Annotated in this window: 13 protein-coding genes; 9 read left to right on the forward strand and 4 right to left on the reverse strand. The window is 72.5% G+C overall.

The features are described 5' to 3' along the window. Positions 1–96: 96 nt before the first annotated feature. Positions 97–1071, reverse strand: coding sequence for a ScbA/BarX family gamma-butyrolactone biosynthesis protein (locus ACWDAG_RS47285; RefSeq protein ID WP_450701788.1), 975 nt, complete (start codon positions 1069–1071; stop codon positions 97–99). A gap of 409 nt (positions 1072–1480) precedes the next feature. Between ACWDAG_RS47285 and ACWDAG_RS47290 the strand changes: the two genes are divergently transcribed. The 9 genes from ACWDAG_RS47290 (at position 1481) to ACWDAG_RS47330 (ending at position 9136) form a co-directional block, all read left to right on the forward strand. Next, positions 1481–2632 carry a cytochrome P450 family protein gene (locus ACWDAG_RS47290; protein ID WP_450701789.1) on the forward strand — a complete coding sequence of 384 codons (1152 nt, stop codon included), beginning with the start codon at positions 1481–1483 and terminating at the stop codon, positions 2630–2632. 26 nt (positions 2633–2658) lie between these two features. Next, a complete protein-coding gene (locus ACWDAG_RS47295) occupies positions 2659–3399 on the forward strand; it encodes an HAD family phosphatase (RefSeq protein WP_450701790.1) in 741 nt (246 codons plus the stop codon). Next, on the forward strand, positions 3392–4162 hold the full coding sequence (locus ACWDAG_RS47300) for a glucose 1-dehydrogenase (protein WP_450701791.1): 771 nt from the start codon (positions 3392–3394) through the stop codon (positions 4160–4162). The genes ACWDAG_RS47295 and ACWDAG_RS47300 overlap by 8 nt, the downstream gene beginning before the upstream one ends. Positions 4163–4302: 140 nt before the next feature. Beyond that, positions 4303–4965, forward strand: coding sequence for a ScbR family autoregulator-binding transcription factor (locus ACWDAG_RS47305; protein ID WP_450701792.1), 663 nt, complete (start codon positions 4303–4305; stop codon positions 4963–4965). A 218-nt stretch (positions 4966–5183) separates the two neighbouring features. Continuing rightward, complete coding sequence (locus tag ACWDAG_RS47310) at positions 5184–5828, forward strand: ScbR family autoregulator-binding transcription factor (protein ID WP_450701793.1); 645 nt, start codon at positions 5184–5186, stop codon at positions 5826–5828. A 224-nt stretch (positions 5829–6052) separates the two neighbouring features. Beyond that, the gene (locus tag ACWDAG_RS47315; protein ID WP_450701794.1) at positions 6053–6877 is read left to right on the forward strand and encodes an AfsR/SARP family transcriptional regulator; all 825 of its coding nucleotides are present in this window, start codon (positions 6053–6055) and stop codon (positions 6875–6877) included. A gap of 188 nt (positions 6878–7065) precedes the next feature. Next, positions 7066–7887, forward strand: a complete 822-nt coding sequence (locus ACWDAG_RS47320; RefSeq protein ID WP_450701795.1) for an AfsR/SARP family transcriptional regulator — start codon at positions 7066–7068, stop codon at positions 7885–7887. Between the two features lie 100 nt (positions 7888–7987). Continuing rightward, entirely contained in the window at positions 7988–8800 is an 813-nt protein-coding gene (locus ACWDAG_RS47325; protein WP_450701796.1) for a thioesterase II family protein, read from the forward strand. Between the two features lie 72 nt (positions 8801–8872). Beyond that, entirely contained in the window at positions 8873–9136 is a 264-nt protein-coding gene (locus ACWDAG_RS47330; RefSeq protein WP_450701797.1) for an acyl carrier protein, read from the forward strand. Between the two features lie 329 nt (positions 9137–9465). Here the strand turns inward: ACWDAG_RS47330 and ahcY are convergent, their stop codons facing one another. The 3 genes from ahcY to ACWDAG_RS47345 all read right to left on the reverse strand — a co-directional run. Beyond that, complete coding sequence (gene ahcY, locus ACWDAG_RS47335) at positions 9466–10890, reverse strand: adenosylhomocysteinase (protein WP_450701798.1); 1425 nt, start codon at positions 10888–10890, stop codon at positions 9466–9468. Next, positions 10880–11746 (reverse strand): methylenetetrahydrofolate reductase [NAD(P)H], encoded by an 867-nt coding sequence (metF, locus tag ACWDAG_RS47340; RefSeq protein ID WP_450701799.1) that lies wholly within the window; start codon positions 11744–11746, stop codon positions 10880–10882. The genes ahcY and metF overlap by 11 nt, the downstream gene beginning before the upstream one ends. Next, positions 11743–12574 (reverse strand): vitamin B12 dependent-methionine synthase activation domain-containing protein (locus tag ACWDAG_RS47345; RefSeq protein ID WP_450701800.1); only part of this gene is annotated, 832 nt, incomplete at its 5' end. The genes ACWDAG_RS47345 and metF, both read right to left, overlap by 4 nt.

The following is a 12574-nucleotide window of genomic DNA, read 5'->3' on the forward strand; positions in this document are numbered from 1 at the left end:
TCTGCCGTGTTCTGCCGTGTCCTTGGGGTGCTCCGCCCCTCCGCTGGGGAGCTGTCCTTTGGGGGTGGCAGGGTGGGGTGGTGGTGTTGCTGGTGGTCAGTTGAGGGGGCTGGTGAGGGTGGAGGTGAAGATGGGGGTGTTGTTTTGGTGTCCGGTTATTTTGATGGTGATTTGGTGGTGTTCGTGGGGTGGGGTGAGGGTGGCGTGGATGGTGCAGGGTTGGTCGAGTTCGGCGTAGTGGTGGAAGTGGGTGGTGATGGCGGTCGGTGTGACGGTGATGGGGGTGAGGAGGGCGGATGCGGCTTGGCGGGCTGCTTCGAGGAGGACCATGCCGGGGTGGTGGTCGCCGGTGTGGTCGAAGAGGACGGGGTGGGTGGGGTCGGGGGTGAGCAGCCAGCGGTGGGGTGTGTCGGTGGGGGAGAGGACGACGTCGGTGGTGCGGGCGCGTCCGACGGTGGTGGGTGGTATGGGGGTGCGGGGGGTGGTGGGTGGTGTGCTGGTGGGGGTGTGGGTGGTGGGTGGTGTGCTGGTGGGGGTGTGGGTGGGGTGGGTGCCGCGTAGGCGGTGGTAGACGGCGGGGGGGATGACGGTGAAGCGGCCGCTGCCGGCGGCGATCGCCTGGCCGTTGTGGTGGATGGTCAGTTCCATGCGGAATCCGGTGGCGCGGCCGGCCCGGCGGGTGATGTCGGTGCAGGTTGCGGTGAGGTGGAGGTCGGTGGGGCGGGGGCCGATGGTGAGGCGGTCGGGGTGGGTGGTGAAGGCGAGTTCCTGCATGACGAAGTGGTGGCCGAGGGGGACGCCGAGTTCGGCGTGGGCGAGGAGCAGTCCGGCCTGGCGGAACGTCTCTGCGCTCAGCAGCGGGTCGTGCCGGCGGCCGTCGGCGGACTGGAAGAAGGTGTGGGCGCGGGGCCACTGGCCGGACAGGGTGAAGCGGGTGTCGCTGTGCCGGGTGCAGCCGGTGAGGAAGACCTCGGCCAGGCAGGCCCGGTGGACGTATTCCCTGGGGACGGTGGTGGTCAGGCGGGGCGGGGCGGGTGCCGGTCGGGTGGCGGGGGGCAAAGCCAGTTGCATCTGCGTCTCCCGGAGCGAGTAGCTGGGAAGGGCGGGAAGTCGAACGAGCCGTCATGTAAGATACGGACCTACCGGTTTTATTCTCAATCGGAACCAGGGCAAAAGAACGGTCAAGCGTTCGGATTCCGCGGTTCCGGAAGCGGGGGCTTGAGATGCAGGGCGCCGACGGGGACAATCCGTTGATCTGAAGCCAACTGCGTTCTATTTCTTGGGAATGTGTGCTTGCGGTGGGTGTTTTCCTGGTGTTGCCGGGCCTACCGTGGGGCGTGCTGTGGTGATTTCCGTACCGTCTGAACGGCCTTCAGGGGGAAGCCGACTGATGGAAGAACCAACCGTGCCTGCTGTCCTGGATCCCAGTGGCCGGGACGTCCATGCCGAGGGTGCCTGTCTGAGAGCGCGTGGTGGGGCCGTGAGGGTCCGGCTGCCGGGCGGGGTGCCGGCCTGGGCGGTCACCCGGCACGAGCTGATCAAGCGTCTGATGGCGGACCCGCGGGTGTCCAAGGACGCCTACCGGCACTGGCCGGCCTGGAGGAGCGGGGAGGTCGACGAGGGGTGGCCGCTGGCGATGTGGGTCTCGGTGCGGAACATGCTCACCGCCTACGGCGAGGAGCACCGGCGGCTGCGCCGTCTGGTGGCGCCGGCGTTCACCGCGCGGCGCACCGCGCTGCTGCGGGCCCGGATCGCGCAGATCGCCGGTGAGCTGGCCGAGCGGCTGGCGGATGTGCCGCCCGGCCAGGTCGTCGACCTGCGCAGGGAGTTCTGCTGCGCGCTGCCGGTGCGGGTCATCTCCGAGCTGCTGGGTCTCGAGGAGGCCGGCTGGCCGCGGCTGCGCCGGCTGGTGGAGGTGCTGTTCACCACCACGACCACCTCGCGGGCGGCGCGGGCCAACCAGGCGGAGCTGTACGGGCTGCTGTGCGGCCTGGTGGCGGGCAAGCGGCGCTCGCCCGGCGCGGACCTGACCAGCGAGCTCATCGCGGTGCGCGACGAGGAGGGGTCGGGGCTGAGCGAGAAGGAGCTCCTGGACACCCTGCTGCTGGTGATCGGTGCCGGTCACGAGACCACCGTCAATCTGCTGGACCAGGCGGTCTGCGCGCTGCTCACGCACCCCGGCCAGCTGCGCCTGGCCCGGCGGGGCGAGGTGTCCTGGGAGGCGGTGGTGGAGGAGACGCTGCGCTGCAGGGCGCCGGTCGCCACCATCCCGCTGCGTTTCGCGGTGGAGGACATCGACGTGGGCGGCGTGCGCATCGCCCGGGGCGAGGCGATCGTGATGTCCCTGGCGGCCGCGGGGCGCGACCCGCGCCGGCACGGGCCGGACGCGGACCGTTTCGACGCCGCCCGCCCCACCCGCCGCGACCATCTGGCGTTCGGGCACGGGGTGCACCACTGCCCGGGCCGGCCGCTGGCGATGATGGAGGCGACCACCGCCCTGGCGGTGCTCTTCGGCCGTTTCCCCGGCCTGCGCCTGGCCGTGCCCGCGCACGAGCTGCGCCCGCTGGAGTCCTTCATCTCCAGCGGCCACCGCGAGCTCCCGGTCCTGCTCACCCCCGGCGGCCCGCGGTGAGCCCCGCTTTCGGAAAGGAGACCGGCATGCCCGCCGCCCTGCCCCATCTCCGCCTCGCCGCGGTGAACATCGACGGCGTCCTGCTCAACGACACCTTCAGCCCCGTCATCCGGCAGATGGTGGTGGAGCGGGGCGGCCGGTACACCGCCGACGTCGAGTACCGGCTGTTCTCCCAGTCCCAGCTCGCCGCCGCCGCCGCGTTCGCCGAGGCCGCGAAGGTGACGCTGGCCCCGCAGGAAGTGCTGGAGCTCTACCTCGAGGAGCGCGAGCGCTACCTCGCCCACACCCCGGTGCGGGTGCTGGAGGGCGCCGCCGGCCTGCTCGCCCGCCTCAGGGGGCTGGGGCTGCGCGTGGTGTGCTACGGCGGGCTGGACAAGGCGCACTTCGACCGCCATCTCGGCCACCTCGCCGGCTTCTTCGACCCGCCGGGCTATGTGTGCACCGACCGCTTCCGCCCCGGCATCCGGGAGATCGCCCGGGAGATCTTCCGCCTGCCCTACGACCGGGTGCTGTTCATCGACGACGTGGCCCGGGTCGCCGAGGAGGCCCACCGGCTGGGGGCGGCCTTCATCGGCCGTCCCGGCGACTTCGCCCACGGCCACCAGCACGCCCTGATGCGGCGCATCGGCGTACGGCACGTGGTGCGCAGCCTGCGGGAGATCGACGCAGAGCTGCTTGCCGCGGTGGACGGCGAGGCGGCGGCGGGCCTTTTCGGGCCCGCCGTCTCGGCCGGCGCCGGCGGCCCGGCGGGCGGCGGCGATGCCTGACGGCGCCGTCCCGCTGCGGGACAAGGTCGTGGTCATCACCGGCGCCAGCAGCGGGATCGGCGCGGCCGCGGCCGGCGTCTTCGCCCGCCACGGCGCCGTGCTGGTGCTGTGTGCCCGCCGGGAACCCCGCCTGCGCCGGCTCGCCGGCCGCCTGCGCGAGCAGGGCGCGACGGTCAGCCACGTCGTCGCCGACGTCTCGCGCGGCGACGACGCCCGGGCCCTGGTCGAGCACGCCATGGACCGCTACGGCAGGCTGGACGCGGCGTTCAACAACGCCGGGACCGCCATCGAGAAGACGCCCCTGCACCTGATTGGCGACGACGCCTACGAACACGTCATGGCCACCAACGTGCGCGGCGTGTGGAACTGCCTGCGCCACGAGATCGCCGCGATGCTCACCTGCGGAGGCGGCGCGATCGTCAACACCAGCAGCGTCGGCGGGCTGGTCGCCTCCTCGGTGGCCGCGCCCTACATCGCGTCCAAGCACGCCGTCATCGGCCTGACGAAGGCGGCCGCGGTCGAGTACGCCGCCCACGGCATCCGGGTCAACGCGATAGCGCCCGGACTCGCCCGCTCCGAGATGGTCGAGGAGTGGTTCGCGCGCCACCCCGAGGCCAGGCAGCAGGCCCTGCGGTCGGCGCCGCAGCACCGCGCGGCCGATCCCGAGGAGGTCGCCGAGGCGGCCGCATGGCTGTGCAGCGACCGGGCCTCCTTCGTCACCGGCGCGACCCTGGCCGTGGACGGCGGCCGTACCGCCTGGTGACCCGCGGGGCCGCGGCCGTCCCGGACCCCTCCGGCCGCGCTCCCCGCGCCCCGCATAAAACGGACCGCGCTGCTTCTTTTCGCTGCCGCATGCGGTAAGGTACGAGCTGTTTGGTTTAATTTTACGCTCGAGGAGGGTCCATGGCGCAGCAGGAACGAGCTGTCCGGACCCGGCGCGCTGTTCTGGAGGCTGCCGCCGCAGTCTTCGCGGAGCGCGGGTACGCGGCGGCCACGATCGGCGAGATCCTCAGCCGCGCCCGGGTCACCAAGGGCGCCCTGTACTTCCATTTCGACTCCAAGGTGGCCCTCGCCCAGGGGGTGCTGCAGGCGCAGACCGGCAACGACTACCACGTGCCCAGGGAGCTGAAGCTGCAGGAATGGGTGGACGCGGGCATGACCCTGGCCACGCGCCTGCCGCAGGAGCCGATGCTGCTGGCCGGCGTCCGCCTCTCCGCCGATCTGCACAGCCGCGACGTCTACGGCAGCGCCTGGCCCGCCTGGGCGGATGTCACCGCGTCCTTCCTGTCCGAGGCCAAGGAGCGCGGCGAGGTGCTCCCGCACGTGGTGCCCGAGGAGACCGCGCAGGTCTTCCTGGGCGCCTGGATCGGCGTGCAGTACGTCTCCCAGGCCATGACCGGCTGGGCGGACCTGCAGGCGCGGATGTCGGCGCTGTTCGCCCACATGCTGCCGGCCATCACCGCACCGGCCGTCCTGGTCCGGCTCGACACCGCCCCCGACCGGGGGGCCCGGGTCATCGCCGAGGTGCGCGAGCAGTCCGCGGCCCTGGCCGGCGCCGGCCAGTGACCCCGCCGCCGCCGGCCGGGGCGGCGGCGCGCCCTGGGCGGCGCGGGTAGCCCCGCGCGTCCCGCTCCGCCCCCGCAGGGCACCGTTCCCGACCCAAGAAACAAACCATCTGTGCGGTTTGATAGGGTGGGTGCACCCTGCCGCAGGGCATCCGGGGCGCCGGGGGGCGGGCAGGGGGCCGCACGGCCGGCTCCCCGAACCGACCAAGGGAGGATCGGATGGTCAAGCAGGAGCGTGCCGCCCGGACCCGCCGGGCACTGATCCAGGCGGCGGCGGAGGCCTTCGCCGGCGAGGGGTACGTCCCCGCGTCCCTTCCGGCGATCAGCGAGCGCGCCGGGGTGAGCAAGGGGGCCCTGCACTTCCACTTCGGGAGCAAGGACGCCCTGGCCCGCGCGGTGGAGGACGAGGCGGCCCGCGCGGTGGAGCGCATCATCGACGCCGCGCAGCGGCGGCCGGGCCTGACGCAGCTGGAGCTGCTGGCCGACGTGGTGCGCGCCCTGATGGCCCGCATCGCGAGCGACGCGGTGGTGCGGGCCGGGTTCCAGATGGACGGCGACGTCACGCGCAAGGGGCGCCACGCCTTCTCCCGGCGCTGGCAGGCGTGGGTCGGCGAGGTGCTCAGGCGGGCCGAGCGGGAGGGGGAGCTGGCCGAGGGGGTCTCCTGGCGCGCGATGGCCGCCACCGTCGCCGCCGTGACGGTCGGGCTGCGCGTGCTGGCCGCGTCCGACGAGGCCTGGCGGTCCGCCTCCCGGGTGGAGCAGGTGTGGAGCGTGCTGCTGCCCGCCCCGCCGGCCCGGCAGGCGCCGCTCCGCGCCGCCGCGCCCGGTGCCGCGGAGCATGAAGAGTCTCTTCGCCCCTCCTGAAAACAGCCCCGCCCGCCCGGTTTCCCGGCCCGCCGCCGGCCCCGCCGGATCCCTGCAAACCGGACAAAGACCGGCCTAGCCGGTGATATCTTCACCGGACCCCGAAAAAGAAACAGTCCAGATGGTTTCATGTTGACAAACCGTCTGGATTGTTTTTGAATCGGTGGCCTACCCGCTTTTCCGGCGAGAGCCACTGCGCCGATGGCGATGACAGGGGGATTGGCGTGGACATTCAGATACTGGGCGCTCTGGGAGTGAGGGAAGGCGGAGTCTCCATCACTCCCACGGCACCGAAGGCGCGGCAGGTGCTTGCTCTGCTGGCGCTCCACGCCGACCAGGTCGTCCCCGTTTCCGCGCTGGTGGAGGAGCTGTGGGCCGACCGTCCGCCGCGCAGCGCGCGCACCACGCTGCAGACGTACGTGCTGCAGCTGCGCGAACTGATCACCGCCGCCCTCGCCCAGGGCGGTGCCGGCCCGGTCTGCGCCAAGGACGTCCTGGTGACCTGCCCCAGCGGGTACCGGCTGGACGCCCGGGGCGGCAGCAGCGACGTGCGCGACTTCGAACGGCTGGCCGGTCTCGGCTACCGGGCCATGGACGCCGGCGACCACCCGCGTGCCGCGCGGCTGCTGCGCGAGGCCCTCGGCCTGTTCAGCGGCACTCCCTTCGCCGACGTCCAGACGGGCTCCCGGCTGGGCGTGGAGGCCAGGCGCCTGGAGGAGAGCCGGCTGTGCGCGCTCGACCAGCGCATCGAGGCGGACCTGCGGCTGGGCCGGCACCGCGAGCTGCTCGCCGAACTCACCGTGCTGGTCAGCCGGTACCGCACCCACGAGAACCTGCACGCCCAGTTCATGCTGGCACTGCAGCGCTCGGGACGGCGCAGCGAGGCGCTGGAGGTGTTCCGCCGCCTGCGCACCACGCTCGTGCGCGAACTCGGCATCGAGCCCTCCGCGGCCCTGCGCCGCCTGCAGCGCTCCATCCTGCTGGCCGGCCCCGAGCAGACGGCCGCCACCCCCGAGAAGGCGCCCCGGCTGGCGGGCGCGGCGGGCTGAGCCGCGCCGCACTCGCGGGCCGCCCGAGCGCCGCAACAGCACCCCCGGGCAGCGGGTGCAGACGTGCTTGACGGGGGCTCAAGGAAGCGGGCACGGACGATTTCCGGCCGTTACGGTGCCAGTCATGCGCACCGCCTCTTCGAACACACGGTCGAGGAGAAGAAGACGCCAATGGGGGAGACGACACCATGAGAATTCAGGTCCTGGGCCCACTGAACGCCGAGATCGGCGGTGTGTCAGTGGTGCCGACGGCGAGCAAGCCCCGGCAGATCCTGTCCCTGCTCGCGCTGTATCCCGGCCGGGTCATGCCCGTTCCCACCCTGATGGAGGAGATCTGGGGAGCGGAGCCTCCCCTCAGCGCCCTCACCACCCTGCAGACCTACATCCTGCAGCTGCGCCGGCGGCTGGGCACCGCCATGGGGCCCGACTCGCCGCGCAGCGCCAAGGAGGTGCTCGCCACCCGGCACGGCGGTTACCTGCTGCAGATCCCCAGGGAAAGCGTGGACGCCCACGCCTACGAGCGGCTGGTGGGTGCGGGACGGGCGGCCTTCGAGGCCGGTGACGACGCCCGCACCGCCCACACGCTGCGCCAGGCGCTGGACATGTGGCAGGGCCCGGCCCTGGTCGACGTGCGCGTCGGTTCCATCCTGTCCATCGAGACCCTCCGCCTGGAGGAGAGCAGACTGGTCACCGTGGAACGGCGCATCGACGCCGACCTGCGGCTGGGCCGGCACACCGAACTGCTCGCCGAGCTCAAGGACCTCATCGTCCGTCACCCGCAGCACGAGGGCCTGCACTCCCAGGCCATGGTGGCCCTGTACCGGTCGGGCCGGCAGGCCGCGGCACTCGACGTCTACCGGCAGCTGCGCATCCGGCTCATCGAGGAGCTGGGCGTGGAACCCTCACCGCAGCTGCAGCGCCTGCACCAGGCCATGCTCGCCGTCGACCCCGCGCTCGACGTGGCCGCACCCGTCCGCCGCGGCTCGACCTTCGACCTGTACGCCTCCTGACCCGCACGGCCGCCCGCGCGCAGGTCGAGCCTGCCTCTAGCACCGTCGGCAAGCCTGGTGGGGACCGTGAACACACCAGGGGCCAAGGGAAGGGGCGGACATGGCCGGCACAGCGCCACCCGTACGGCTGTACTGCTTCGCACACGCGGGGGCCGGAGTCTCCGCCTTCAACGGCTGGGCCCGCAGCGTCGGCCCCGGCGTCGAGACCGTGCCCGTGCTGCTGCCGGGCCGTGAACGCCGGCGCCGCGAGGCGCGCCTGACCGACCGGGCGGCCCTGGTCGCCGAACTCCTCGACCAGGTCAGGCCCGAACCCGGGCAGCCGTTCCTCCTGTACGGGCACAGCCTGGGGGCGATGGTGGCCCACACCCTCACCCAGGCCCTGCACGAACAGCAACGCCCCCTTCCCGCGCTGCTCGCCCTCGGGGCCTGCCCGCCGCCGGACCGGCCCAGCGAACTCTCCGACGCCTTGGCCGGCGCAGGCGACCGGCTGCTGGGCCGGCTGCACGCCCTGGGAGCGGTGCCCGAGGGAGCCGGGCCGGACGGCTACTGGCACCGGGCGGCACTGCCGGTGCTGCGCGACGACCTGCGCCTGGCGCACGCGCTGCGGGTCTTCGCCCGCAGCACGGCCGGCCCCCGCGGCCGGGTGCCGGTGCCGCTGCTGGCCGTCGCCGGCGACCGCGACCCGCTGGCGCCGCCCGAGGCCGTCGCCGGCTGGCGCAGATGGTCCGCCGGCCCGGTGGTGACCCGCACCGTGGGCGGCGACCACTTCTTCGTACGAGGGGACGCGCTGCCCCGGCTCATCGGCCGGGCCGGCCGCGTCGTAGGGCGGCTGGCCACCGCCCCCCTGACCGGCGATCGCGCCACACCGCCGGCGCCGCACGGCGGCCCCCGGCCGGCCGTCCCGGCCGGGTGACACCGCCCGAGCCCCTGACCGATCCACTCACCGCCGCATGTGCCCGGCACGAGAAGAAAGAGAGTCACCATCATGCAACCCCTCCACATAAAGGACCTGGTCGGCCTGCTGCGCACCAACGCCGGTGACAGCGACACCTTCGACCTGGACGGCGATGTGCTGGACGTGCCGTTCGACGAACTCAACTACGACTCGCTGGCGCTGCTGCAGGTCACCGGCGCCATCGAGCGCGACTACGAGGTCACCCTCGACGAGGAGGCACTGGAAGAGGCCCAGACCCCGCGCCAGTACCTGGAGGTCGTCAACCAGGTGCTCGCCTCCTCCCGGGCGGCCTGAGCCCCGCATCCCCCGCTGCCCTCCCGCGACACCCGCGGGGGGCGGTCCCTTCCAGGACCGCCCCCCGCGGGTGTCGCCCGTGCTGATGCCTGCCGGCCGCCGGCTCAGTCGACGCCGCGGACGATGTGCACGTCCGCGGCGTCGTCGTCCTCCTCCGCCCCCGCCGGCAGCAGCGGCGGGGGCGGCAGGCGCAGTCAGCACCGGACGCTGACCGCGGGGGGGCGAGGCGCAGGCGCTCCTCGCGGCGTTCGGGGCGGCCGTCGTACACGCTGTCCTCCTTCTGAGGGGCAGCCCGGGCGGCCGCGTCCGGCCCCCGGGCCGCGCCGTTGTCAGTAGCGGTAGTGGTCCGGCTTGTAGGGGCCCTCGACCTTCACGCCGAGGTACGCCGCCTGCTCCGGGCGCAGCCGGGTCAGCTTCACGCCGAGCGCGTCCAGGTGGAGACGGGCGACCTTCTCATCCAGGTGCTTGGGCAGCACATACACGCCGGCCGGGTACTCCTCCGGCTTCGTGAACAGCTCGATCTGCGCCAGCGTCTGGTCCGCGAACGAGGTGGACATCACGAACGAGGGGTGGCCGGTGGCGTTGCCCAGGTTCAGCAGACGCCCCTCGGACAGCACGATGACCACCTTGCCGTCCGGGAAGGTCCAGGTGTGCACCTGCGGCTTGACCTCGTCCTTCACGATCCCCGGGATCCTGGCCAGGCCGGCCATGTCGATCTCGTTGTCGAAGTGGCCGATGTTCCCGACGATCGCCTGGTGCTTCATCCTGGCCATGTCCGAGGCCAGGATGATGTCCTTGTTGCCGGTCGTGGTGACGAAGATGTCGGCCGTCTCGACGACCTCGTCCAGGGTGGTGACCTGGTAGCCGTCCATCGCCGCCTGCAGCGCGCAGATCGGGTCGATCTCGGTGACGATCACGCGGGCGCCCTGCCCGCGCAGCGACTCCGCGCAGCCCTTGCCCACATCCCCGTAGCCGCACACGACCGCCGTCCTGCCGCCGATCAGCACATCGGTGGCACGGTTGATGCCGTCGATGAGGGAATGCCGGCAGCCGTACCTGTTGTCGAACTTCGACTTCGTCACCGCGTCGTTCACATTGATCGCCGGGAACAGCAGGACGCCGTCACGCTGCATCTCGTACAGGCGGTGCACACCCGTCGTGGTCTCCTCCGTCACCCCGCGGAGTGCGGAGGCGAGGGCCGTCCAGTCCAGGCGGCTGTTCTCCAGCAGGGCGCGCACGACGGCCCCTTCCTCGTGGTCCGCGTCCGGCAGGAGGCCGCTCTTGCGGTACGCGACGCCCTGGTGGACCAGGAGGGTCGCATCCCCGCCGTCGTCCAGGATCATGTTCGGGCCCGGCTCACCGGGCCAGGTCAGGGCCTGCTCGGTGCACCACCAGTACTCCGTGAGGCTCTCGCCCTTCCAGGCGAAGACCGGCACGCCCCGCGGGCTGTCGGGCGTGCCGGCAGGGCCGACGGCGACGGCCGCGGCCGCGTGGTCCTGGGTGGAGAAGATGTTGCACGAGACCCAGCGGACCCGGGCGCCGAGCGCGACCAGGGTCTCGATCAGCACGGCGGTCTGCACCGTCATGTGCAGCGAACCGGTGATACGGGCGCCGGCCAGCGGCTGCGCCTCGGCGTACTGCTCGCGGAGTGCCATCAGGCCCGGCATCTCGTGCTCGGCGAGGGTGATCTCCTTGCGGCCGAAGGCGGCCAGGGACAGGTCGGCGACCTTGAAATCCGTGAACTCAGCTGACACGGGAGCTCCTTGCGCTCATGACGTGACGGTGGATGTCCAGGGCCGCGGTGGACCTGTTCAGGGTGATGTAGTGCAGGCCGGGCGCGCCCTCGGCGAGCAGCCGCTCGGCCATGGCGGTGGCGTACTCCACGCCGATGCGATGGCCCGCCGCCGTGTCGTCCCGGGCCGCTTCCAGGCGGTGGGCGAGGTCTTCGGGGAAGGCCGCACAGCTCAGCTCGGCGAACCGGCGGATCTGGCGCACGTCGGTGGCCGGCATGATCTCCGGGATGATCGGGATGTCGCAGCCGGCGGCCGCCACCCGGTCCCGCAGCCGCAGATAGTCCTCGACCTGGAAGAACATCTGGGTGATGGCGTAGTCGGCGCCCGCCCGGCACTTGGCCACGAAATGCCGGATGTCCCCCTCCCAGTCGGTCGAGCGCGGATGCCGCTCCGGGAAGGCCGCCACGCCGATGGTGAAGGTGCCCAGCGAGCGCACCAGCTCGACCAGCTGCCGGGCGTGCCTGAAGCCGTCCGGGTGCGGCACCCAGGGCCCCTGGGGGTCGCCGGGCGGATCGCCGCGCAGGGCCAGGACGTCCCGGATGCCCGCGTCCGCGTACGCGCCGATGATGTGCCGCAGCTCGGCCACCGAGTGGCCGACGGCGGTGAGGTGGGCGACGGGACGCAGGGTCGTCTCGGCCGCGATGCGCCGGGTGACCTCGATGGTGCGGTCCCGGCAGGAGCCTCCCGCGCCGTAGGTGACGGAGACGAAGTCCGGCCGCAGGGGCTCGAGGCGGCGTACCGTCTGCCACAGGGTGCGCTCCCCGGCCGCCGACTTCGGCGGGAAGAACTCGAAGGAGAACGTGGGCCGGGGTGTCATGCGCGGCCTCCGGCGTTGAAGTAACTCGCCTCCGGGTGGTGGATCACGATCGCGTCCGTGGACTGCTCGGGGTGCAGCTGGAACTCCTCGGACAGGTGCACGCCGATGCGCTCCGGCTGCAGCAGGCCGGCGATCTTGGCGCGGTCCTCCAGGCCGGGACAGGCCGGGTAGCCGAGCGAGTAACGGCAGCCCTGGTACTCGGTACGGAACATGCCCTCGAGCGCTTCGGGGTCCTGGCCCGCGATAGCGAGTTCGCGGCGCACGCGGGCGTGCCAGTACTCGGCGAGCGCCTCCGCCAACTGCACGGACAGGCCGTGCAGTTCGAGGTAGTCGCGGTAGGCGCCGGCCTCGAAGAGGCGGGCGGTCTCCTCACCGATGCGGGAGCCGACGGTGACGACCTGCAGGCCGACGACGTCCCTCTCGCCGGACTCCTGCGGCCGGAAGAAGTCCGCCAGGCACAGCCGGCGCCCCCGGCTCTGGCGCGGGAAGGTGAAGCGGGTGCGCTCGGTGCCGGCCTCGTCGAGGATGATCAGGTCGTCGTTCTTGGAGACGCACGGGAAGTAGCCGTGGACCACGGCGGCTTCCAGCAGGTTGTCGGTCTGCAGCCGGTTCAGCAGACCGCGCAGCCGCGGCCGGCCCTCCGTCGCGACCAGGTCCTTGGTCAGGCCCCACTGCCCGCGGAAGAGAGCCGTCTCGTCCAGCCAGGACGCGTACTCCTTGAGCTGGATGCCCTTGATGACGCGGGTGCCCCAGAACGGCGGGGCGGGGACGGGGTTGTCGGTGGCGACATCCGAGCGGACGTGGCCCTCCTGCGGGCGCTCCTCCACC

This window comes from Streptomyces sp. NPDC001157 (assembly GCF_053598255.1).

Bases quoted from the DNA above. Each gene is read 5' to 3' on its own strand.
- ACWDAG_RS47285 (WP_450701788.1), bottom strand. From the start codon at position 1,071: ATGCAACTGGCTTTGCCCCCCGCCACCCGACCGGCACCCGCCCCGCCC.
- ACWDAG_RS47295 (WP_450701790.1), top strand. From the start codon at position 2,659: ATGCCCGCCGCCCTGCCCCATCTCCGCCTCGCCGCGGTGAACATCGAC.
- ACWDAG_RS47300 (WP_450701791.1), top strand. From the start codon at position 3,392: ATGCCTGACGGCGCCGTCCCGCTGCGGGACAAGGTCGTGGTCATCACC.
- ACWDAG_RS47305 (WP_450701792.1), top strand. From the start codon at position 4,303: ATGGCGCAGCAGGAACGAGCTGTCCGGACCCGGCGCGCTGTTCTGGAG.
- ACWDAG_RS47310 (WP_450701793.1), top strand. From the start codon at position 5,184: ATGGTCAAGCAGGAGCGTGCCGCCCGGACCCGCCGGGCACTGATCCAG.
- ACWDAG_RS47320 (WP_450701795.1), top strand. From the start codon at position 7,066: ATGAGAATTCAGGTCCTGGGCCCACTGAACGCCGAGATCGGCGGTGTG.
- ACWDAG_RS47325 (WP_450701796.1), top strand. From the start codon at position 7,988: ATGGCCGGCACAGCGCCACCCGTACGGCTGTACTGCTTCGCACACGCG.
- ACWDAG_RS47330 (WP_450701797.1), top strand. From the start codon at position 8,873: ATGCAACCCCTCCACATAAAGGACCTGGTCGGCCTGCTGCGCACCAAC.
- metF (WP_450701799.1), bottom strand. From the start codon at position 11,746: ATGACACCCCGGCCCACGTTCTCCTTCGAGTTCTTCCCGCCGAAGTCG.